Origin of the sequence: Pseudomonas weihenstephanensis, assembly GCF_016812185.1 — a bacterium.
GTDB lineage: Bacteria > Pseudomonadota > Gammaproteobacteria > Pseudomonadales > Pseudomonadaceae > Aquipseudomonas > Aquipseudomonas weihenstephanensis.
In genome coordinates, this window is the sequence record NZ_JAAEBV010000002.1 from 305,382 (window position 1) to 325,096 (window position 19,715).

Consider the following 19,715-nt stretch of genomic DNA (forward strand, 5'->3'; position numbering starts at 1 on the left):
CTGCGGCCGCTGCTACGCGCTTAGCAGCTTTAACGCTTTGCCCTTGAGCAGACCCATGTCGATCAGCGGCACGTTCATGGCCTTGGCCCGTTCGTCCCACCCCCGCATGCGAAGGCTCAGGGCGCACAGCGGGTCTTGCTCGAACGCGTCAGCCTCGGCGTCACTCATGACCCCGCCCTGATAACCCAGGGTTCGCAAGCTAGCCTCACTCAACAGGGCGTAATAGCCCGGCTGACGCAGTGCGAGGTAGCGCTTGGCCTGTACGTGGTACTCCACCAGTTTGGCGATGCGCTCACTGAAGCCCTTATCGCGCAGATAATTGGCGCCCTGCAACTCGTGACTGATCACGCCGTAACCGCCCATGTTGTCCGCGGTTTCGGCGCAAATATGCCCGATATCGTGAAAGAACGCCGCCAGCACCACTTCATCGTCATACCCTTGCGCCAACGCCAGCTGTGCGGCCTGGGACATGTGCTCGATCTGCGACACCGGTTCGCCGATGTAATCGTCAGCACCCTATTGCTGATACAGGCCAAAGACCTCTTCAACCACCAGCTGCGCGTTCCTCATCACAGTTCCTCCAGCATCCGGGCGATGTTGGCCTCGGCCATGGCGGGGCCAACGCTCATCCCCACGCCTGTATGCATCAGCGCTGCATTCAGGCCAGGCGCGACGCTTAACCACGTAAAGGGTTTGGCACCTTTAGCGCCATAGACACCTTGCCAGCGCTCGACCACCTGCACGCGACAACCCAGTGTGTCTTCGCACAGTTGCAGCATCCAGTTGTCGACCTGTTCGCCGTTAAAGGGTGATGGATCGTCGGCGTAATCGTGAGAATCGCCGACGATCAAATCCCCGTGCGGCGTAGGGCTGATCAGCAGGTGAATGCCGTGTTCATCCAGATGCGGGCTGTCACGCAGAATTTGTGCGTGCACCGCTGCGGCTTCTGGCAGGTCGGCGAACGCACCGTAATGCACGCAGCTCAAACCCGTGAGCAAGGCGTGTTGCAGGTTTAAATCCACCTCAGGGCGTACGCGCAGCATTTGCAGGCGACAGATTTTCGGGTCGAGCGCCGCTAAGGGTTCGGCCAACAAGGTCTGGTAGTCGTGGCCTGAACAGACAATGACGTGAGCGCCGGTGAAAGTGCCAGCCGTGGTGTGTACCACGCCCGGTTCGACCTCGCGCACCAGCGTCGAGAAATGAAACTCGACGCCCAGCTCGCGGTGCAGAAACTCGATCAATGCCGGGATGGCTTCGCGTGAGTAGACCTGTTGATCGTCCAGCCCGTGCAATGCGGCGCGGTGGTGTTTGAACTGGCCGCCGTACAGATCGCGCAGATCCCCTGCGCGCAGTAATTCGGCGCGATAGCCATAGGCCGGGGCACGATTTTGGCAGAAGGCATCGAGCAAGTGCTCTTCGGCTTCGGTGCGGGCGAACAGGTAAGAGCCGTTGCGCTTGAGTTCGAAGCCCGCCTGTTGTGACCAGTTGGCCCAAATGTCGCGGCTGGCGCGGGCCAGGTCCAGCATTACACCGGGAGGCTGGCCGGTGACCAGCGCCTGGCCAAAGTTGCGCACCGAGGCGCCCAGTGGCGTGGCGGTGCGTTCGAACACCCGGACCTTAAGCCCGCGCCTGGCAGCGGCGTAAGCGTGGGACAGGCCCAAAATACCGGCGCCGACGATGAGAACTGAGTGGGGTGGGGCCATTGCGGATTCCTTGTCTGACATAACCCTTAGGGAGTTTACGGCGCCGCTTTCTCAGACTTGCCGTCATAGCGCTTACGCCATTCGGTCAAAATTTGATCGCGGTTCTGCGAAGCCCACACAAAGTCGTTTTTAATCAGCCGCTGCTCGTAATCAGCGGGCAACTCCGTCTGCGGCTTGGCAATCCCCGGCTGGGCCAACACCGCAAAGTTTTCTTTATAAAGCTCCATCGCCTGCGGACTCGCCGAAAAATCCGCCAGTTTTTGCGCTGCTTCTGCATGCGGCGTGCCTTTGATCAGCGCCGTGGCTTCGATCTCCCAGCCCAACCCCTCTTTGGGCAAGATGATGTCCAGTGGCGCACCCTGGCGCTTGAGCTGCATCGCCGGGTATTCAAACGAGATCCCTATCGGGAACTCACCCGCCGCCGCCAATTTGCACGGCTTGGAACCGGAGTGAACGTATTGACCGATGTTCTGGTGCAAGTCGTCCATGAACTGCCAGCCCTGCTTTTCGCCAAAGGTTTGAAGCCACGCACTCACGTCCAGAAACCCCGTGCCGGACGACGCCGGGTTGGGCATTACGATCTTGCCTTTGTACTCAGGCTTGGTCAGGTCTTGCCAGCTTACAGGCTTGGTCAGGCCCTGTTTCTGGGCTTCGATGGTGTTGAAACACAGGGTCGCGGCCCACACGTCCATGCCCACCCACGCCGGGGGGTTGGCGGCATCGCGGTAGTTCGGGCCGATTTTGCTCAAGTCTTTGGGTGCATAGGGCTGCAACATGCCTTGTTGATCAAGGATCGCCAGGCTTGACGCCGCCAGGCCCCACACGGCATCCGCTTGCGGACGGGCTTTTTCGGCCAGCAGTTTGGCGGTGATGATGCCCGTGGAGTCACGCACCCATCTGATTTCGACATCCGGGTTGGCTTTCTCGAAGGCTTGCTTGTAGGTCTTGAGCTGCTCGGCTTCGAGGGCGGTGTACACCGTCAACTCGGTTTTGGCCGCAAACGCATTGACGCTAAACGCAGTGAGGACAGCAGCAACAAGAGCAAGAGGCTTGAACATGGTGCGTTTCCTTTTGGTTTTAGGGGCACGAATCATGGCGCAGGTGCGTCCTGACGCCAGGCTTGGGAGCGACGCAGCACGCCGCGCGACGCCCAGGCCAACAACAGGGAGACACCCGCCGAGGTGAACAGAATCAAGGTCGACATCGCGGCCGCGCCGCCTACGTTGCCCGCGTCATCCATGTTCAACACTGCCACCGCCGCAAGGAGGGTGTCGGGGCTGTAGAGGAAGATCGCAGCCGACACAGTGGTCATGGCCGACACGAACAGGTAGCGCACGATGTCCAGCAACGCCGGCAGGCAAATCGGCACCGTGACCCGCAGGTAGTGGCGGTACAGCGGCGCCTTGAGCGACAGCGCGGCGGCTTCGAACTCGCTATCGAGCTGGCGCAGGGCCGTGGTGGCGGTCATGTGTGCGGTGGTCAAATAATGAGCAATGGTGCACACCACCAGCAGGATCATGCTGCCGTACAGCACATGCAGCGGATTGCCGGGCACATTGAAAAAGAACACGTAGCCCAGCCCCAACACCAGGCCCGGCACAGCCATCGGCACAAAACTGAGCATGCGCAGCGCCAGATTCAGGCCTTTTTGGCCTTTGGTTTTCTCCATCAGGTAGGCACCCGTGAAGATCACCGCGCTGCCGATCACCGCCGTGTACAACGCCATCGTCAGGCTATTGCGATAGGCCAGCCAACCGCCGCCCGCCGTATCGTTGAACTGATAGTGATGCAACGACAACGACAGGTTGTATGGCCAGAACTTCACCAGTGAGGCATACACCGCCATCCCGAATACGAGTAACAGAGCGGCGCATATCAGCATCACGATGGCCAGGTAGCAGCGGTCGCGCCCTTTGCCAGGCACTGGCTTGAACACTTGAGCACGACCGCTCATTGAGTCGCCCTGCTGACGGCGCAGCCACGCATCCACGCCGAAGCTCAACAGCGCAGGCAGCAACAAGACCATGCCAATCAAGGCCCCGCGCCCAAATTGCTGCTGGCCAACCACGGCCTTATAAGCCTCCAGCGCCAGCACTTGGTAATCGCCGCCTACCACGACGGGCACGCCGAAGTCGGTAATGGTCAGGGTAAACACCAGGCAGAACGCTGCGAACACAGCTTGCTTTGTGCCCGGCCAGGTAATGCTGCGAAAGGCTTTGAACGACCCGGCACCCATGCTCGATGCCGCGTCAAACAGGCGCGCATCGGCCAGCGACAACGCCGACAGCAAAATCATCAGCGCATGCGGAAAGGTGTAGATCGCTTCGCCCAGCACGATGCCCCAGAAGCCATAAATGTTGTCTGACACCAGACCGCGCAACAGGCCCTGATTGCCGAACAGGTACACCAGCGCAATGCCCGGCAGCATCGACGGTGCCATCAGCGGCAATAGCGATAGCCCGCGCCACACGCGCTTGCCGGGAATCATCGTGCGTTGCAGGGCGTAGGCAAACAGGTAAGCCAGCGGGACGACAATGACCGCCACGCTCAGCGACACCTTGAGGCTGTTGCCCAGCAACCAATGGAAGTTGTCACTGCTGACCAGCTCCCGCGCGGCGATCCAACCCCCACCCTGGCCGTCTGCTGCACTGAACCCGCGCCAGAAGATCGCCAGCAACGGCATCAACACCGCGACGCCCAATAGCAACAGCAGCAGCCATTTGCCGCCGACCACGAAAATCTTGTCAGCGCGCTCGGCTCGCGACGTGAGGCCGGTCATTTTGCCGGTGTGTGGCAGCGTCATGTCAGCGGCCATCTCAGGCAAACACCTGCAAGCAGCTCGGCGGCAGGGCGACCACGATGTCCTGATTGCCCAGGCGCGGCAGGTCGTGGCTGCCCACTTCGGCCGTCAAGGCATGGCCCGGCAGGTGGTTGAGTTCAAAACGCATGCGGCAGCGATTGCCGAGAAACGTGATGTCGCGCACCCGCGCCGGGAACAGGTTTTCCTGATGCTGCAGCGGATTCACGGTGATGGCTTCGGGGCGGCAAAACAGTCGGCCAGACGCCACACCGCTGGCGTCGTCGGCCAAACGCATGTTCAGGCCGCCGACCTGCGCGTGGCTGTCGCTGCTGCGCTGGAACGGCAGCCAATTGCCCTGCCCGACAAACTCGGCCACAAACGGCGTGGCGGGTTTGTTGTAGATGGCCTGCGGGGTTGCGTACTGCTCGACCTTGCCGTGGTTCATCACCGCGATGCGGTCAGCCATGAGCATGGCTTCGTCCTGGTTGTGCGTGACCATCAGCGTGGTGATACCGAGCTGGCGTTGCAGTTGGCGCAACTCCGTACACAAATGCTCGCGAACCCTGGCGTCGAGGGCCGACATCGGCTCATCCAGCAACAACAACGAAGGCGCTGGCGCCAAGGCGCGGGCCAGGGCCACACGTTGCTGTTGGCCGCCCGAGAGCTGGCCGGGGAATTTCTTTTCGCTGCCGTTCAGGCCCACCAGTTCGAGCATCTCGCTCACGCGCTTGCGCACCACGTCGCGGTTGCTGCCCGCCAGCCCGTAGGCGATGTTGGCTTCGACACTGAGGTTGGGGAATAACGCGTAGGACTGAAACAAAATGCCGTAATCGCGCGCTTGCGGGGCGAGGTCAGACACATCGCGACTGCCCAGATACAACACGCCACTGTCCTGACGCTCAAGGCCTGCGATGCAACGCAGCAGGGTGGTCTTGCCGCAGCCGGACGGCCCGAGCAGACACACCAGTTCACCGGCGGCGACTTCCAGCGACACATCATCCAGCGCGGTGAAAGCGCCGAAGCGTTTGCTCACATTGCGCACCTTCATCGGCACGCCCGGTTGGGACACAGCGGTTGCGTTCGAGCGGTTCATGGATGCACCTCATCAAGCAGATGAGGGTCATCCTAGAGAGGCAATGCGTACACGATGTGGCAGCGAGGCAAAAGTTGCCGATAGTGGTATTGGCGGATTTGGGTGTGATGCACGATCAAAAGCCCCTCGCCCTCGGGAGAGGGGCAAGAAGCAGATTCCCTTAACACCGCAAAACGGCCCCCTCTCCCTCGGGAGAGAGCTGGGGTGAGGGGCAATGTGGCCCCGGTCTTACTTCTGCGTCCCGTCATCATGTTGCAAATTGGCCTGGGTCAGGTTGCACCCAGCCGGTACGCTGCGGGTCAGCCACACATTGCCGCCGATGGTCGAACCCTGACCAATGGTGATGCGCCCCAAAATCGTCGCCCCGGCATAAATCACCACGTCGTCCTCAACAATCGGATGGCGTGGGTGGCCTTTTTGCAATTGCCCCGACTCGTCCGCCGGGAAGCGTTTGGCGCCCAGGGTCACGGCCTGGTAAATCCTCACGCGCTCGCCAATGATGGCGGTTTCACCAATCACGACGCCCGTCCCGTGGTCGATGAAAAAGCTGCGGCCAATCTGCGCGCCGGGGTGGATGTCGATGCCGGTGGCCGAGTGGGCAATTTCGGCACTGATGCGCGCCAGCAAAGGCAGACCCGCACGGTACAAGTGGTGCGCCAAACGGTGATGAATCACCGCCAGAATCCCCGGATAGCACAGCAGCACTTCGTCCACACTGCGCGCTGCCGGATCGCCGTGATAGGCCGCCAGCACGTCGGTGTCGAGCACGCTGCGCAAGCTCGGCAGGGCCAGGGCAAAATCCTGAATCAATAAAGTGGCCGTGGCATCCACACCGTCATCGAGCTGGCCACTTTGGCGCGCCGCGTAACGCAATTCCAGACGTGCTTGTGCCAGCAGGGCGTTGAGCGCCACGTCCAGCGTGTGGCCGACATAAAAGTCTTCGCTTTCTTCGCGCAGGTCCACCGGGCCAAGACGCATGGGGAACAATGCTCCGCACAGCGCTTCCAGAATATCGGCCATCGCGGCACGCGAGGGCAGTTCACGCCCGCCCAGCTCGCCACTGACACGCCCGTTCTGCGTGCGCCATTGATTACGCGCCGTGCGCAACTGGCTGACGATGGTTTGCAATTGCCAAGGATTGGAACGCTCGCTCACGATGAATACTCCGCACGCTGGCGGCCGGATTAACCGGCCGCGAAATGGCAATGATTTTACGGTATCAAAGGATGTCGGACTCGAACAATTACGCGATCACTGATGACGATGACGCCAAACACGCCAACCCAGCCCGCTCAACACCAGCAGCACCAGCGCCGCCAGAATCACCCCGCTCAAGCCGTTATAGCTGAACAGCGGCTTTTCGATGCGCACGTAACCCGGCCCTGCAAACAACTGGCGCAACGCATGATTGGCCTCCTCCAGGCTCACAGCCTGCAAGCGTTTGGCCGGATCGGCAAAGCGGCTTTGGTCGTAGTCACCCAGCGCGCTCCAGTAATAATCGGCCAGCGCACTGTTGCCCTGCACCGCCCACGCCTGCCGCGCAATGGCCGCTTGCTTGAGGCGGGCGAAGCGCTGCGGGTCGAGGCCGTCTTTGAGCAGTTGAGCCTTGAGTTGGGACATGACCTGCTGGGCCTTGGCCACATCGTCGCGTTCAAGGTCGGCATTGAGGCTCAAGAATCCTACCCCGCCAAACACCTCGCGCTCTGACCACGGCCCGTACGACAACCCGTGCTTGAGCCGCAGTTCGCTGTACAGCACCCATTCCAGGTAGTCGCGCAGCAAGTCCCAGGTTTCGTCGCTTTGGCCCGCAATCACCGGTTCCGGCAACAGCCAGTGCAGCTTGGCCGTGTCACCGACGACGCCGCGCAGCAACACGCGCTCTGCGTCGGCGCGGGCGTCAATGTCGGCCAACGGTTTGTGATCACTGGGATCGACCGGCTCCAGCGCCCCATAGGTACGCTCCAGATAGGCCGGCAACACACGGTCGAGTTCGCCGACGATAATCAGCGTCATGTTATTGGGCGCGTACCACGCCTTGCGCACGGTTTCGAGCTGTGCACGGGTGAGGCCCTGAACCTGCGCGCGCTCGGCGCATTTGAGGCCCAGCTCAACCGCCAGTTGATTACTGGCGCTGTGGCCCACGTCCTGACGATCGAGCCAACGTTGCAAGTGCGAGTAATGGCCGCCGTCTTCGCGTTCAACCACTTGCTTGGCCTCTGCAATGCGTTGTTCGGTGAGCTGGGTTTGCGTCAATAAACTGAGTAACAGGTCGAGCACCTTGCGCTGGTTCTTTGCCGGGGCTTCGATCACAAACGTGGTGTCTGCGTGGCTGGTAAAGGCGTTCCACTCGCCGCCCAGCGCCTGCATGCGTTCTTCAAGCCCGCCCTCGCCTGTATCGTCGGTGCCGCTGAACAACAAATGCTCCAGCAAGTGCGGCAGTTGTTGGTCGGCACAGCTGAAATCGTCCAGCCCGACGCCCACCACCAAACGAATCGACACATGGCCGCTATCACGGGTGGGCTTGAGGATCAGTTGCAGGCCGTTGGGCAGTTGATAGCCCTCAACACTGGAGCGATCAAGGGCAAAACTCTGGGCTGCGCCAAGCAGCAGGCAGATGAACAGCAGGCAACGCATAAAAAATCCCTGAATCCCTGTTGGGTGATGAAGCAGTCAGCGCAGGTTAGTCGCTGCTTAAAGACTGACAACAGTGAATCGCGCAACGTTCAAGGCGAGTGTGTGGTGTCGGTGATCTCATCGAGCAGCAATGCGCCGGTTTCAGAGGTTTCGAGCACCACGTAGGCGCTGGCGCAAAACATCGAGTTGAGGCGTTGCATGTCGGCGATCAGTTCCAGGTGCATGGAGCTGGTTTCAATGCTTTGGGTGATTTTGCGCTGTAAACGGCTGACGTGAGCGTGGGCCAAGCGCCGTTCCTGCGCACGAAAACGGCGTTTTTCACGCAGTAATTGCCGGGCACTTTGCGGGTCACCGGTGAGGAAGACCGTCAGCCCGAGTCGCAGGTTGTCGATCAACTGGCGCTGCAAACCGGTCAACTCTTCAAGCCCGTCTTCAGAGAAGGAGCGGCGTTTGGAAGTCTTCTGTTGCTGCACTTTGCGCAGCATGCGTTCGATAAGGTCACTGGCCAGCTTGAGGTTGATCGCCAGTTCGATGATTTCAGCCCAGCGCCGACTGTCTTGCTCGCCCAAATCTTCGCGGGGCATTTGTGCCAGATACAGTTTGACTGCGCTGTAGAGCACTTCGACGTCATCGGCCAGGGTGCGCATCTCTTGGGTGACGGCGGTTTGCTTACCGCGCAGCACGTCGAGCATGTTCACCAGCATGTTGTCGATCAAGTCGCCAATGCGCAGGGTTTCACGTACCGCGTTGGCCAACGCCAGGCTTGGGGTTTCAAGCGCTGTAAGGTCCAGATGGCGGGGTTTGACTGCGCCGTTGGCCTGCTCGCGCTCGGGCAATAACCAGGCGCACGCCCGCGCCATCAGGCCGACGGTGGGCAGCATCAAGAAACACCGCGCGGTGTTGTAGAGCAGATGAAAGCCAATCACCAGCTCTTGGGCGCTGTAACTGAGGGTGTCCATCCACGCCACCAGCGGGTCAAGCACCGGGATGATCAACAGCAACCCAAACAACTTGTACAGCAGACTGCCCAATGCCACTTGGCGCCCGGCGGCGTTTTGCATGCTGGTGCTGAGAAACGCCAGCACGCCACTGCCGATATTGGCCCCAATTACCAGGCCAATGGCCACCGGCAAGCTGATCACACCTGCGCCCGCCAGCGTGGCCGTGAGCAGCACGGCGGCCAGGCTGGAGTAGGAAATCATGGCGAACAGGGCGCCGATCAACGCATCGAGCAAGATGTCGCCCGTCAACGAGGCGAAAATCACTTTGACGCCTTGGGCCTGAGTGATGGGGGCGGCGGCTTCGACGATCAGTTGCAGCGCCAGAATGATCAGGCCCAAGCCGATGCCCACCCGGCCCAACTGGCCCGCGCGGGTTTGCTTGCGCGACAGGAAAAAAATCACCCCGAGAAAAATCAGCAGCGGCGACAGCCACGACAGGTCAAAGGTCAGCACCCGCGCCATCAGCGCCGTGCCGACATCCGCCCCGAGCATCGTGGCCAGGGCTGGCGTCAATGCCATCAAGCCCTGGCCAACAAACGAGGTGACCAGCATCGCGGTGGCGTTGCTGCTCTGCACCATGGCCGTGACCACGATCCCGGCGACAAACGCCAGCATGCGTTTGGACACGTTTTGCCCAATCACATGGCGCAGGTTTGAACCGTAGACCCGCAGAATGCCGGTCCGGACAATGTGCGTGCCCCAAATCAGCAAGGTCACGGCGGAAAGCAGATTAAGCAGGGTCAGCATGCAGGCTCCCTGTGCGATGGATGCCCTGGTGGGCTGGATCAAAGGGTTGCGGCCATTTCCTACAGTCGTTTCTTAAGCTGTAGTCGGCAAATAAGCAGAACGCCAGCATCGCATAGCTGGCGCAGCGTTGAAACATTTCTGAAACACTTACCGAAGGTTGCCCCCATTGCGCAGGAGCCGCCGCAAGCTGCGATCGTTGAACCGCTCGCAGCCTTCGGCAATCTCCTACGAATAGTGCGGGTTAGAGCGTGCTGTAGAGCGGGAAGGTGCCCAGCAGTAAGGCTGCCACCAAAATGCACAGGCACACTAAAACGGCCCACTTGAGCGTGAAGCGCTGGTGATCGCCAAACTCGATACCCGCCAAGGCCACCAGCAAGTAGGTCGACGGCACCAACGGGCTGAGCAAATGCACGGGCTGACCGACAATCGAGGCGCGGGCCATTTCGACGGCGGTGATGCCGTAATGGCTGGCAGCTTCGGCCAATACCGGCAACACGCCGTAGTAGAACGCGTCGTTGGACATGAAGAAGGTGAACGGCAAGCTGACCAAGGCGGTGATCACGGCCAGGTACGGCCCCATCGCTGGCGGAATCACGGCCAGGAGGCTTTTGGACATGGCATCAACCATGCCGGTACCCGAGAGGATGCCGGTGAAAATACCCGCGGCGAAAATCAACCCGACCACGGATAACACGCTGCCAGCATGGGCGGCCACGCGGTCTTTTTGCTGTTGCAGGCACGGGTAGTTGACGATCATCGCAATGCTGAACGCGACCATGAACAACACCGGCAAAGGCAGCAGACCAGCGATCAGGGTGATCATCAACGCCAGGGTCAATGCACCGTTGAACCAGATCAGTTTGGGACGGCGGGCATCCGGGAACTGCGAGACGCTGATTTCGCTGTGGTCCACTTCGTCGCCATGCAGGTGCAGTTCACCCAGGCGCGCACGCTCACGCAAGCCATAGCACCAGGCGATGACCAAAATCGCCGCACAGCCTGCGAGCATGGCCGGGATCATCGGTACAAAAATGTCAGAAGGGTCGACATGCAGCGCACTCGCTGCCCGCGCCGTCGGGCCGCCCCACGGCGTCATGTTCATCACGCCACCGGCCAGGATAATCAGCCCCGCCATGATCCGCGGGCTCATGCCGATGCGCTTGTACAGCGGCAGCATCGCGGCCACGCAAATCATGTAGGTGGTAGCGCCATCACCGTCCAGCGACACCACCAGCGCCAGCACAGCGGTGCCGACGCTGATTCTCAACGGGTCGCCTTTTACCAGCTTGAGGATTTTGCGCACCGCCGGGTCGAACAGGCCGGAGTCGATCATCAGCGCGAAATAGAGGATGGCAAACATCAGCATCACCCCGGTCGGGGCCAGCTTGGTAATGCCTTCAAGCATCATCGGCCCGATTTTGGGCGCAAAACCGCCGAAGACGGCGAACAGGATCGGTACCAGGATTAACGCGATCAGCGCAGACAGGCGCTTGGTCATGATCAAGTACATAAACGTAATGACCATGGCAAAGCCAAGGAAGGTCAGCATAAACAATCACCATTCTTATTGTTGTCGAGTGGGCGCTGGCAACGGCTTACACCGCGGCTCTGGCCAGCCGGTCTAATGCCGGGGGTGACGGGATGCTAGTGATGATTCCTTTCATCCCGCTTTCACGAGTAAGTTTTCTGAGCGGTGGCGCTGAAATACCTGAGCGAACGGGCCTAAAGAAAAGAGTCTGACCACTGGTAGCGGATTATTCCTACGCGCTGGCATATGTTTAATCACAGGCTGATTGCAATGCGCCAGCCCTGGTGTGAAGGACTTGCCTGTGAAGGGTTTCAGCTCCATGCGCGAATCACCGCAGCGGCATTCGGCCAAGGCGTTGATGTGGCTAGCGGGTGGGGGTTTGCTGCTCACACTCACGGCGCCAGCGGCCTGTGCATTCAGTACACCGCCCGACCCCCATGCTGCGCGGGCCTGCAATGAACGTCCGGCCAAACCCGTCAAACGTCGCGCCTGGGTGCCGGACAACCCCGCGCTGGGGTATGTGCCGGGGCAGAGCCTGATCCGCAACCGCCCGCGCCTGTCGGCACCCATCGTGCCGTGGGTGGCGCAGGGCGAGCGTTATCCCTTCCCGTGGCGAGGTGGACCGTTCCGTCTGACCCAAGGCCCCGGCGGGTCTTACAGCCATCAGGACGTGCGCAGCCGATACGCGATGGACATCGCCATGCCCGAGGGCACGCCCATCATCGCGGCGCGCGCGGGCCGGGTGCTGGATCTGGAGAACAGCCAGAGCGGCGCGTGGCCCAGCCCATCAGGCAATTTTGTGCGGGTGCTGCACAGCGACGCCAGCACCGGGGTGTACCTGCATCTGAGCCGTGGATCGGTGCGGGTGCAGGTGGGGCAACAGGTGAAGCTGGGGAGTGTATTGGGTCTGTCTGGCAACACCGGCCACAGCAACGGGCCGCATCTGCACTTTGTGGTGCAACGCAACTCGGGGCTGGGCTGGGTGTCGATCCCGTTTCAGTTCAACCAACCGCTGCAGGGCCTGCCGAACTTTGCGCTCGGCAGGTAATACCCCCTGACCGGTTTACGCGTGGGGGTTAGTCCAGCTTGAGGACTTTGGCCAAGACGATTTTCGGGCCTTTCATCTTTTTGATGATGATGCGCAGACCTTCGACTTCCAGCAGCTCCTCTTCTTCGGGCACCCGTTTGAGGGTGTCGTAGATCAAGCCTGCGACGGTTTCGGCTTCGACGTGGTCCAGGTCAACGCCGAGCAAGCGCTCGATCTTGAACAACGGCGTGTCGCCCCGCACTAGCAGCTTGCCCGGCTGGTACGACAGAATGCCGCGCTCGGCCTTGCGGTGTTCGTCCTGAATGTCGCCCACCAGCACTTCGAGCACGTCTTCCATCGTCAGGTAGCCCACGACCTTGCCGTCAGCTTCTTCGACCAGCGCAAAGTGCGCGCCGCCCTTGCGAAACTGTTCGAGCAACTGCGACAGCGGCATATGGCGCGACACGCGCTCCAGTGGCCGGGTCAACTCTTCGAGGTTGAAGGTTTCGGGCAGGTGATCAAGATCAGCCAGCTCCAGCAACAGGTCCTTGATGTGCAACAGCCCGACGAAGGTGTTGTTTTCGGCATCGTAGACCGGGTAGCGGCTGAACTTGTGGCGGCGGAACAACGCCAGGATTTCTTTGAGTGGCGCCTTGGAATCAAGGGTCACCAGGTCTTCGCGCGAATTGGCCCAGTCGACCACCTCCAGCTCACCCATTTCGACCGCCGACGCCAGCACTCGCATACCTTGATCGCTGGGGTCCTGACCACGGCTGGAGTGCAGGATCAGTTTGAGCTCTTCGCGGCTGTAGGCGTGGTCGTGATGGGCGCCCGGCTCACCTTGGCCGGCAATCCGCAGAATCGCGTTGGCACTGGCGTTGAGCAAGTAAATGGCCGGGTACATGGCCCAATAGAAGAGGTACAGCGGCACGGCCGTCCACAGCGACAGGGCCTCGGGTTTACGAATGGCCCAAGACTTGGGCGCCAGCTCGCCGACGACGATGTGCAGGTACGAAATGATGAAGAAGGCGGTAAAGAACGACACGCCCTTGACCACTTCGGCCGATTCAACGCCCAAGGCGCTGAGCAGCGGCTCCAGCAAGTGCGCGAACGCCGGCTCGCCGACCCAGCCCAGGCCCAGCGATGCCAGGGTGATACCCAGTTGGCACGCCGAGAGGTAAGCATCGAGTTGGTTGTGCACGGTGCGCAGGATACGTCCGCGCCAGCCGTTCTGGTCAGCAATGGCCTCGACCCGGGTGGAGCGCAGTTTGACCATGGCAAATTCGGCCGCAACGAAGAAGCCGTTGAGCAAAACCAGGATCAGTGCAAAAAGAATCATGCCGAAATCGGCGAACAGTGTGGCGAGGGTCAAGCCAGGGGAAGGGTCCATGATGGAGTTTTAATGGTTCCGTTGTTTCAAATAGGGAGGGTCAGGTGCCTGAACGACAGGCACATGGCAAGCAATGTAACGACTGACGTGGCCCTTGCCTAGTGGGCTAACGCCGCATGGCTCAGTCGATCGGGTCCACGCTAAGGGTTTTTGTCACCTGAACCGGAGCGAAATGGCAGGTAAACGTACTGCCGTGGCCCAACACGCTGCTGATCTCAAGGCGCGCACGATGGCGCAGCAGCACATGTTTGACGATGGCCAGGCCCAGGCCGGTGCCACCGGTGCTGGCATGGCGGCTGGAGTCAACGCGGTAGAAACGTTCGGTCAGGCGTGGCAAGTGCTTGCTGTCGATTCCGACCCCGGAATCCTGCACGCTCAGGTGCGCACCCAAGGCGTCGGCCCACCAGCGGATCCGAATACTCCCACCGTCCGGGGTGTATTTGACCGCGTTAAACACCAGATTCGAAAACGCACTGCGCAGCTCAGACTCACTGCCTTTGAGCGCTACATCGGCCTGCGCCTCCAGCGTGATGGTCTGGTTGCGCTGACCGGACAACGCCTGTGCGTCGCTTTTGACTGTGCGTAATAAACGCTCGACCTGCACCGGCTGGTTGTCTGACGGGTAATCGGTGGCTTCCAGCTTGGCCAGTAGCAGCAGGTCGTTGAGCAACGTTTGCATGCGCTCGCCCTGTTGCTGCATTTGCGACAGCGGGCGCTTCCAGCGCGGGTTCACGTCGTCGACGTTATCGAGCAGGGTTTCCAGATAGCCACAGATCACTGTCAACGGCGTGCGCAATTCGTGGGAGACGTTGGCGATGAAATCTTTGCGCATTTGTTCGAGCTGATGAATGCGCGTGACATCGCGTACCAGCATCAAGTGCTCATTGTTGCCGTAGCGGGTGATGTAGAGCTGTATACGCAGGTGATCGTTGACCGGCGAAGGGATGTCCAGCGGCTCAGCGTAGCTGTTCTGTTCGAAATATTCCTTGAAGCGCGGGTGACGCACCAGGTTGGTCACGGGCTGGCCGCTGTCCTGTGGCGTCTTGAGGCCCAGCAAGGTCTCTGCGGCGCGGTTCCACCATTCGAGGTTGCCGTCGCTGTCGAGCATCACTACGGCGTCTTTGAGCGCTGCGGTGGACTCTTGCACGCGGTCGATCACAGCTTGCAAGCGCCCGCGTACCCGCTGGTCGCGTCGTTGCAGGTGATAAATGCTGTCGAACACTTCTCCCCACAGGCCATAGCCATCAGGGGGGGCTTCGTCGGGTTGGTGATTGCGTAACCAGTCGTGCAGACGTAACAGCTGTTTGAGCGTCCAGCCCAAGTACAGCGTCACACCTGCGGCCAGGCTCCAGCCGTAATAACCGCTGACCAGGCCGATCAACAGGCAGGCGGTGACCAACAGCAACAAATGACGAATCAGCGTGCTATGCCAGTTTTGATTCACGTCGCGCGGGTCCTTGCTTGGCGTTGAGTCTGAAAGTGCAAATCAGGCTTTGGTCGAAAAACGATAACCCGTGCCGCGCACGGTTTGTACCAGATTCTCGTACGCCTCGCCGAGCGCTTTGCGTAAACGGCGAATGTGCACATCCACGGTGCGCTCTTCGACATAAACGTTGCCGCCCCATACTTGGTCGAGCAACTGGCCACGGGTGTAAGCGCGTTCCTGGTGGGTCATGAAAAATTGCAGCAGGCGGTATTCAGTGGGGCCCATTTCGGCGGGCGTGCCGTCGATGGTGACGCGATGGCTGATGGGATCGAGCAGCAAGCCGCCGATTTCAATCGGCGACTCGCCATCGGCCGGGCCAGCGCGACGCAACACGGCCTTAAGGCGTGCTACCAGCTCGCGTGGGGAAAACGGCTTGGTGATGTAATCGTCAGCGCCGACTTCCAGGCCCTGGATCTTGTTGTCCTCCTCACCTTTGGCCGTGAGCATGATGATCGGAATATCGCCGGTCATTTCTTCACGCTTGAGGCGTCGGGCCAACTCAATGCCGGAGGTGCCGCCGGGCAGCATCCAGTCGAGCAGGATCAAATCAGGTTTGCGGTCGACGATGATCGCGTGGGCCTGCTGAGCATTCTCTGCTTCGAGGCAGTCGTAGCCCGCCATTTCCAGGGCGACTGCGATCATTTCGCGGATCGGTGCCTCGTCATCAACAATCAGAATGCTCCTGCCAACCATGCCGTAATCCCCATGTCATTTAACTGTCTTGTGGCGCATTAGATAACGGAATTATTGCAGTCGTGTGACAACTTTGGGCAAGCGCCACGTTCGAAGGGCGAGTGAACTACGCTTGTAGGTTCAAATCGTACAACCACCTAGAGGACGATTCCGATGACTCACAGCTCGCTTTCCCTGAAGTCACTGTTTTTAGGCGCTGTATTGGCGCTGCCTGGCCTGGCCTTTGCCGCAGAACCGGCGATGACCCAAAACGGTGTGCTGGTAGATCACCGCGGCATGACGCTTTACACCTTTGCCAAAGATGAGCAAGGCAAATCGAAGTGCAATGACGAATGCGCCAAAAATTGGCCGCCGCTCAAAGCTGAAAGCACGGACAAAGGCGAGGGTCAATGGACCACCCTTATTCGTGATGACCAACAGATGCAGTGGGCCTATAACGGCAAGCCGCTGTACACCTTTGTCATGGACAAGAAAGCCGGGGACAAGACCGGGGACGGCAAAATGGATGGCGCGTGGAAAGTGGCCAAACCCTAACGGACGCAACCCTGTAGCCACTGACCCGTCATGCGAGGCTGCGTCCTGCTGCGCCGCCGTCGTAAAACCATCCAGCCTGGTATTGCAGACACACTGCCTCGTGGAATTTTACGACCGCTTCGCGATTGATCGCAGCCTCGTTCCTCGACAGCGACTACAACGGTGCAAGCCCATCGTTATAGTGGGTTGAGCACGGAAAGCAAAAACGCTACCCCCGCCCAACGGCCATACATAACTACTGCCTCTGGTGAAACTCTCTCTTTTAATCTGATTGGATCATTGTGCCAATCAGGTCACACGTATGGCTTCCTTACATCACCACACCCCCTCCCTCGCCGCCCTCAACCCCAGAGGGGCCTGCGTGCGTAAGGTGGCTTACCACCGCGTGCGCGCCGAGGAAGCACCGTTTGCCCGAGTCACACGCAGCGTGTTCGGCCACACCGGGTTCTTGCAGGAGCAGTGGGACCCGCGCCTGCACACCTTGCACGCCACGGATGCCGGTATAAAACCCAATTTCAGCCAGCGCTTGAGCCTGTCCGGGCAGGTGCTGCGCAACGACAGTGTCGATGCCGGATGGCGCGTTTCACTGCTGGGCAGTGCCGGTCAGCCGGTCAAAAGCTGGGACGCTCGCGGCGGGCTGCAACGCCATGAATACGACCGCATGCTCAGGCAGGTGGCGGTGTTTGAGCAAGCGCAGGATGACCCCTTCGAAGCCTGTATTGAGCACTTGACGTATGCGGGCGCAACCCCCGAGTACGCGGCGCTTAACTGTAGCGGCCGGCTGTTGCGCCACGATGATCCGGCAGGCAGCGTGCGTTACGAACACTACGGGCTCAATGGCGCCGTCACGCAGCAGTCTCGCCGTTTTGTCAAGGCACACACCGCGCTCAACTGGCCCGCACTCATAACAGCACGCGAGCAGTTGCTGGCGCCGGAGCCGTTCACCAGCTCCTGGCACTACAGCGCGCTTAATGCGGTGCGAGAACAGGTCGACGCCAAAGGCAACCGGCGGTTTTCCGAATACGGTATCGACGGTGAACTGAGCCGGATCACGCTGCAGTTCAGCAGCGGAAAACGCAAGGTGCTGGTGGACAGCAGGGTGTATAACGCGCAGGGCCAAGTGATCTCTGAACGCGCCGGAAACGGTGCTACCACCATGGCCAGCCACCATGAGGCAGACGGCCGTTTACAGCAGATGAAGGTCTATCAGTCGCACAATAGGGGCCGTGTGCTGCAAGACCTGACCTACTCTTATGACCGCACTGGCAATGTGATCAGCATTCAGGACGCCGCCCAACCGACAGCCTGGTTCAGTAACGCCAAAATCGATGCCGTGAGTCAGTATGAGTACGACACGCTGTATCAACTGACCAAGGCCACCGGCCGCGAAAACGTTCAGAACAACCGTAAGGCAACCTTGCCGGGGCTGGTCTTGTTCGGCGCCACGCAAAATACGCCTTGGGGTAATTACACCCGTCATTATCACTACGACGCGGCTGGCAATCTGTTGCAGATGCAGCATGTGCCCTCCACCGGCCAGGGTTATACCCAGCGTATGAACGTGGCAGCTCATAGTAATCACAGCCTGCTGGAGACACCGAACGCGAACCCGGGGCTGGGCCGTGGCTTCGATCAGGGCGGCAATCAGCACACCCTGGCACGAGGCCAAGTGATGAGTTGGAGCTTGCGCAACCAACTGTCGCAAGTAACACAGGTGTTGCGCGAGGACGGTGAGTGCGATGAAGAAACCTACACCTACGATGGCGCCGGTCAACGCGTGCTCAAACGACGGTTGAGCAAGGCCAAAAGCCTGACCCACACCCGCGAAGTCATGTACTTGCCGGGGCTTGAACTGCGTCGCGACCATGCCAGCGAACAGTGGCTCAGCGTGCTCTGCATCGAGACCGGGCGTACCACCGTCAGAGCCCTGCAATGGGAGCAACATCGGCCTGCGCAAACAGCCGACGAACAAGTGCGTTTCAGCCTGTCGGACTTGAGCGGCAGTTGCACCTTGGAACTCGACGAGCAAGCCGCGCTGCTCAACCACGAGGGCTATTACCCCTATGGCGCCACGGCCTGGTGGGCGGCAAAAAGTGCGATTGAGGCCACCTACAATACCCATCGTTACTCGGGTAAGGAACGTGATGCCACGGGCTTGTATTACTACGGTTACCGCTACTACGCGCCGTGGCTAAGGCGCTGGCTGAACCCTGACCCTGGGGGCACTGTTGATGGGCTCAATGGGTATGGGTTTGTGGGCAATGACCCGATTGGTCATGTCGATACGGATGGGCAGATCAAACGGCGAGCGGACGGGAGCCTGATTCCCGACGCGGCTGGGTCTGAATCTCTGCAACCTACCAATGTGGGTGGGTCAAGGCCGTCATCACCTGCTCGGTCTCTGAGTGATTTTGATACCAGTCTATTCTCTCCCGCTCCTTCTCCCCCCCCCTCGCCAGCGCCGTCTCTGAGCGATTTTGATGAGACGTTGCTACCGACACTCAGTTTGCAAGAACAATACGCAGCAATCGTTGAAACATTAGCTCCCGTTGCCGCAAAACCACAGCCTGGTACGTCCACGCAGGGCACATTCAAAGTGCCTGCTGCGCCAAAAGAGAAGCGCTTTAAGTGCAGTACCCCTGACTGCAATAAAAGCTTTTTCAGCAACCACAACCTGATAATCCACACCCGCGTTCATACGGGGGAGGCCCCTTACGCGTGCGCTGAGCCTGGCTGCACCAAAACCTTTAAGCAGGCAGGTAATCTAAAGAGGCACCAGCAAACTCATACAGGCGAAAAACCTTACGCATGTTCAGAGCCTGGATGCGCAAAAAACTTTGCGCTGAAGGAACATCTAAGGCTGCACCAGCGGACTCATACAGGTGAGAAACCTTACTCATGCCCTGAACCTGGCTGCACAAAAAGCTTTGCAGATGGGAGCAACCTAAAGAAGCATCAAAGTATTCATACACAAGCACCACGTTTCTGGTGCAACACTGCGGGTTGTCACAGGACGTTCACCTTGAAGGGCAGTCTGACCCGGCACAAGCGCAAGAGCGGGCATTAGTCAATGAAAGCA

At 59.9% G+C, this 19,715-nt stretch carries 13 protein-coding genes and 2 pseudogenes; 3 read left to right on the top strand and 12 right to left on the bottom strand.

All coding sequences use genetic code 11. The features are described 5' to 3' along the window. Positions 1-12 precede the first annotated feature (12 nt). The 9 genes and pseudogenes from GYN01_RS08875 to GYN01_RS08915 all read right to left on the bottom strand — a co-directional run bounded on the left by GYN01_RS08875 (position 13) and on the right by GYN01_RS08915 (position 11,527). Positions 13-570 (bottom strand): annotated as a pseudogene (locus tag GYN01_RS08875) (HD domain-containing protein). After that, positions 570-1,703 carry a TIGR03364 family FAD-dependent oxidoreductase gene (locus GYN01_RS08880; RefSeq protein WP_203306908.1) on the bottom strand — a complete coding sequence of 378 codons (1,134 nt, stop codon included), beginning with the start codon at positions 1,701-1,703 and terminating at the stop codon, positions 570-572. Before GYN01_RS08880 ends, GYN01_RS08875 begins: the two are co-directional and overlap by 1 nt. Positions 1,704-1,738: 35 nt before the next feature. Further along, positions 1,739-2,761, bottom strand: coding sequence for a putative 2-aminoethylphosphonate ABC transporter substrate-binding protein (locus GYN01_RS08885; RefSeq protein WP_203306909.1), 1,023 nt, complete (start codon positions 2,759-2,761; stop codon positions 1,739-1,741). Positions 2,762-2,793: 32 nt separating this feature from the next. Beyond that, on the bottom strand, positions 2,794-4,518 hold the full coding sequence (locus GYN01_RS08890; protein WP_048402274.1) for a putative 2-aminoethylphosphonate ABC transporter permease subunit: 1,725 nt from the start codon (positions 4,516-4,518) through the stop codon (positions 2,794-2,796). A 1-nt stretch (position 4,519) separates the two neighbouring features. Next, a complete protein-coding gene (locus GYN01_RS08895) occupies positions 4,520-5,596 on the bottom strand; it encodes a putative 2-aminoethylphosphonate ABC transporter ATP-binding protein (RefSeq protein ID WP_048364001.1) in 1,077 nt (358 codons plus the stop codon). Between the two features lie 228 nt (positions 5,597-5,824). Continuing rightward, a complete protein-coding gene (gene epsC, locus GYN01_RS08900) occupies positions 5,825-6,751 on the bottom strand; it encodes a serine O-acetyltransferase EpsC (RefSeq protein ID WP_048364000.1) in 927 nt (308 codons plus the stop codon). A gap of 96 nt (positions 6,752-6,847) precedes the next feature. Next, positions 6,848-8,230, bottom strand: a complete 1,383-nt coding sequence (locus GYN01_RS08905) for a M16 family metallopeptidase (RefSeq protein WP_203306910.1) — start codon at positions 8,228-8,230, stop codon at positions 6,848-6,850. 89 nt (positions 8,231-8,319) lie between these two features. Continuing rightward, positions 8,320-9,978: a Na/Pi cotransporter family protein gene (locus GYN01_RS08910; RefSeq protein WP_203306911.1), complete on the bottom strand. Its 1,659-nt coding sequence runs from the start codon at positions 9,976-9,978 to the stop codon at positions 8,320-8,322. Positions 9,979-10,219: 241 nt separating this feature from the next. Beyond that, positions 10,220-11,527: a CitMHS family transporter gene (locus tag GYN01_RS08915; protein ID WP_048363997.1), complete on the bottom strand. Its 1,308-nt coding sequence runs from the start codon at positions 11,525-11,527 to the stop codon at positions 10,220-10,222. A 562-nt stretch (positions 11,528-12,089) separates the two neighbouring features. On the opposite strand from GYN01_RS08915, the pseudogene GYN01_RS22825 reads away from it, so the two are divergent. Beyond that, positions 12,090-12,554, top strand: a pseudogene (locus GYN01_RS22825) (M23 family metallopeptidase); the annotation flags it as partial. 28 nt (positions 12,555-12,582) lie between these two features. Here GYN01_RS22825 and GYN01_RS08925 read toward each other — a convergent pair. From GYN01_RS08925 to phoB, 3 genes are all read right to left on the bottom strand, one after another. Continuing rightward, on the bottom strand, positions 12,583-13,923 hold the full coding sequence (locus tag GYN01_RS08925) for a hemolysin family protein (protein ID WP_048363996.1): 1,341 nt from the start codon (positions 13,921-13,923) through the stop codon (positions 12,583-12,585). Positions 13,924-14,044: 121 nt separating this feature from the next. Beyond that, positions 14,045-15,367 carry a phosphate regulon sensor histidine kinase PhoR gene (phoR, locus tag GYN01_RS08930; RefSeq protein ID WP_048402278.1) on the bottom strand — a complete coding sequence of 441 codons (1,323 nt, stop codon included), beginning with the start codon at positions 15,365-15,367 and terminating at the stop codon, positions 14,045-14,047. Between the two features lie 42 nt (positions 15,368-15,409). Then, a complete protein-coding gene (gene phoB / locus GYN01_RS08935) occupies positions 15,410-16,102 on the bottom strand; it encodes a phosphate regulon transcriptional regulator PhoB (protein ID WP_048363994.1) in 693 nt (230 codons plus the stop codon). A 153-nt stretch (positions 16,103-16,255) separates the two neighbouring features. On the opposite strand from phoB, the gene GYN01_RS08940 reads away from it, so the two are divergent. Then, positions 16,256-16,636, top strand: coding sequence for a COG4315 family predicted lipoprotein (locus GYN01_RS08940; protein ID WP_048402279.1), 381 nt, complete (start codon positions 16,256-16,258; stop codon positions 16,634-16,636). A 301-nt stretch (positions 16,637-16,937) separates the two neighbouring features. After that, on the top strand, positions 16,938-19,703 hold the full coding sequence (locus GYN01_RS08945; RefSeq protein WP_203306912.1) for an RHS repeat-associated core domain-containing protein: 2,766 nt from the start codon (positions 16,938-16,940) through the stop codon (positions 19,701-19,703). The last annotated feature ends 12 nt before the right edge of the window (positions 19,704-19,715 follow it).

Coding starts and splice junctions, on each gene's coding strand:
- phoB (WP_048363994.1), bottom strand. CDS start 16,102: ATGGTTGGCAGGAGCATTCTGATTGTTGATGACGAGGCACCGATCCGC.
- GYN01_RS08895 (WP_048364001.1), bottom strand. CDS start 5,596: ATGAACCGCTCGAACGCAACCGCTGTGTCCCAACCGGGCGTGCCGATG.
- GYN01_RS08925 (WP_048363996.1), bottom strand. CDS start 13,923: ATGGACCCTTCCCCTGGCTTGACCCTCGCCACACTGTTCGCCGATTTC.
- GYN01_RS08890 (WP_048402274.1), bottom strand. CDS start 4,518: ATGGCCGCTGACATGACGCTGCCACACACCGGCAAAATGACCGGCCTC.
- GYN01_RS08915 (WP_048363997.1), bottom strand. CDS start 11,527: ATGCTGACCTTCCTTGGCTTTGCCATGGTCATTACGTTTATGTACTTG.
- GYN01_RS08905 (WP_203306910.1), bottom strand. CDS start 8,230: ATGCGTTGCCTGCTGTTCATCTGCCTGCTGCTTGGCGCAGCCCAGAGT.
- GYN01_RS08945 (WP_203306912.1), top strand. CDS start 16,938: ATGGCTTCCTTACATCACCACACCCCCTCCCTCGCCGCCCTCAACCCC.
- GYN01_RS08885 (WP_203306909.1), bottom strand. CDS start 2,761: ATGTTCAAGCCTCTTGCTCTTGTTGCTGCTGTCCTCACTGCGTTTAGC.
- GYN01_RS08880 (WP_203306908.1), bottom strand. CDS start 1,703: ATGGCCCCACCCCACTCAGTTCTCATCGTCGGCGCCGGTATTTTGGGC.
- GYN01_RS08910 (WP_203306911.1), bottom strand. CDS start 9,978: ATGCTGACCCTGCTTAATCTGCTTTCCGCCGTGACCTTGCTGATTTGG.
- GYN01_RS08940 (WP_048402279.1), top strand. CDS start 16,256: ATGACTCACAGCTCGCTTTCCCTGAAGTCACTGTTTTTAGGCGCTGTA.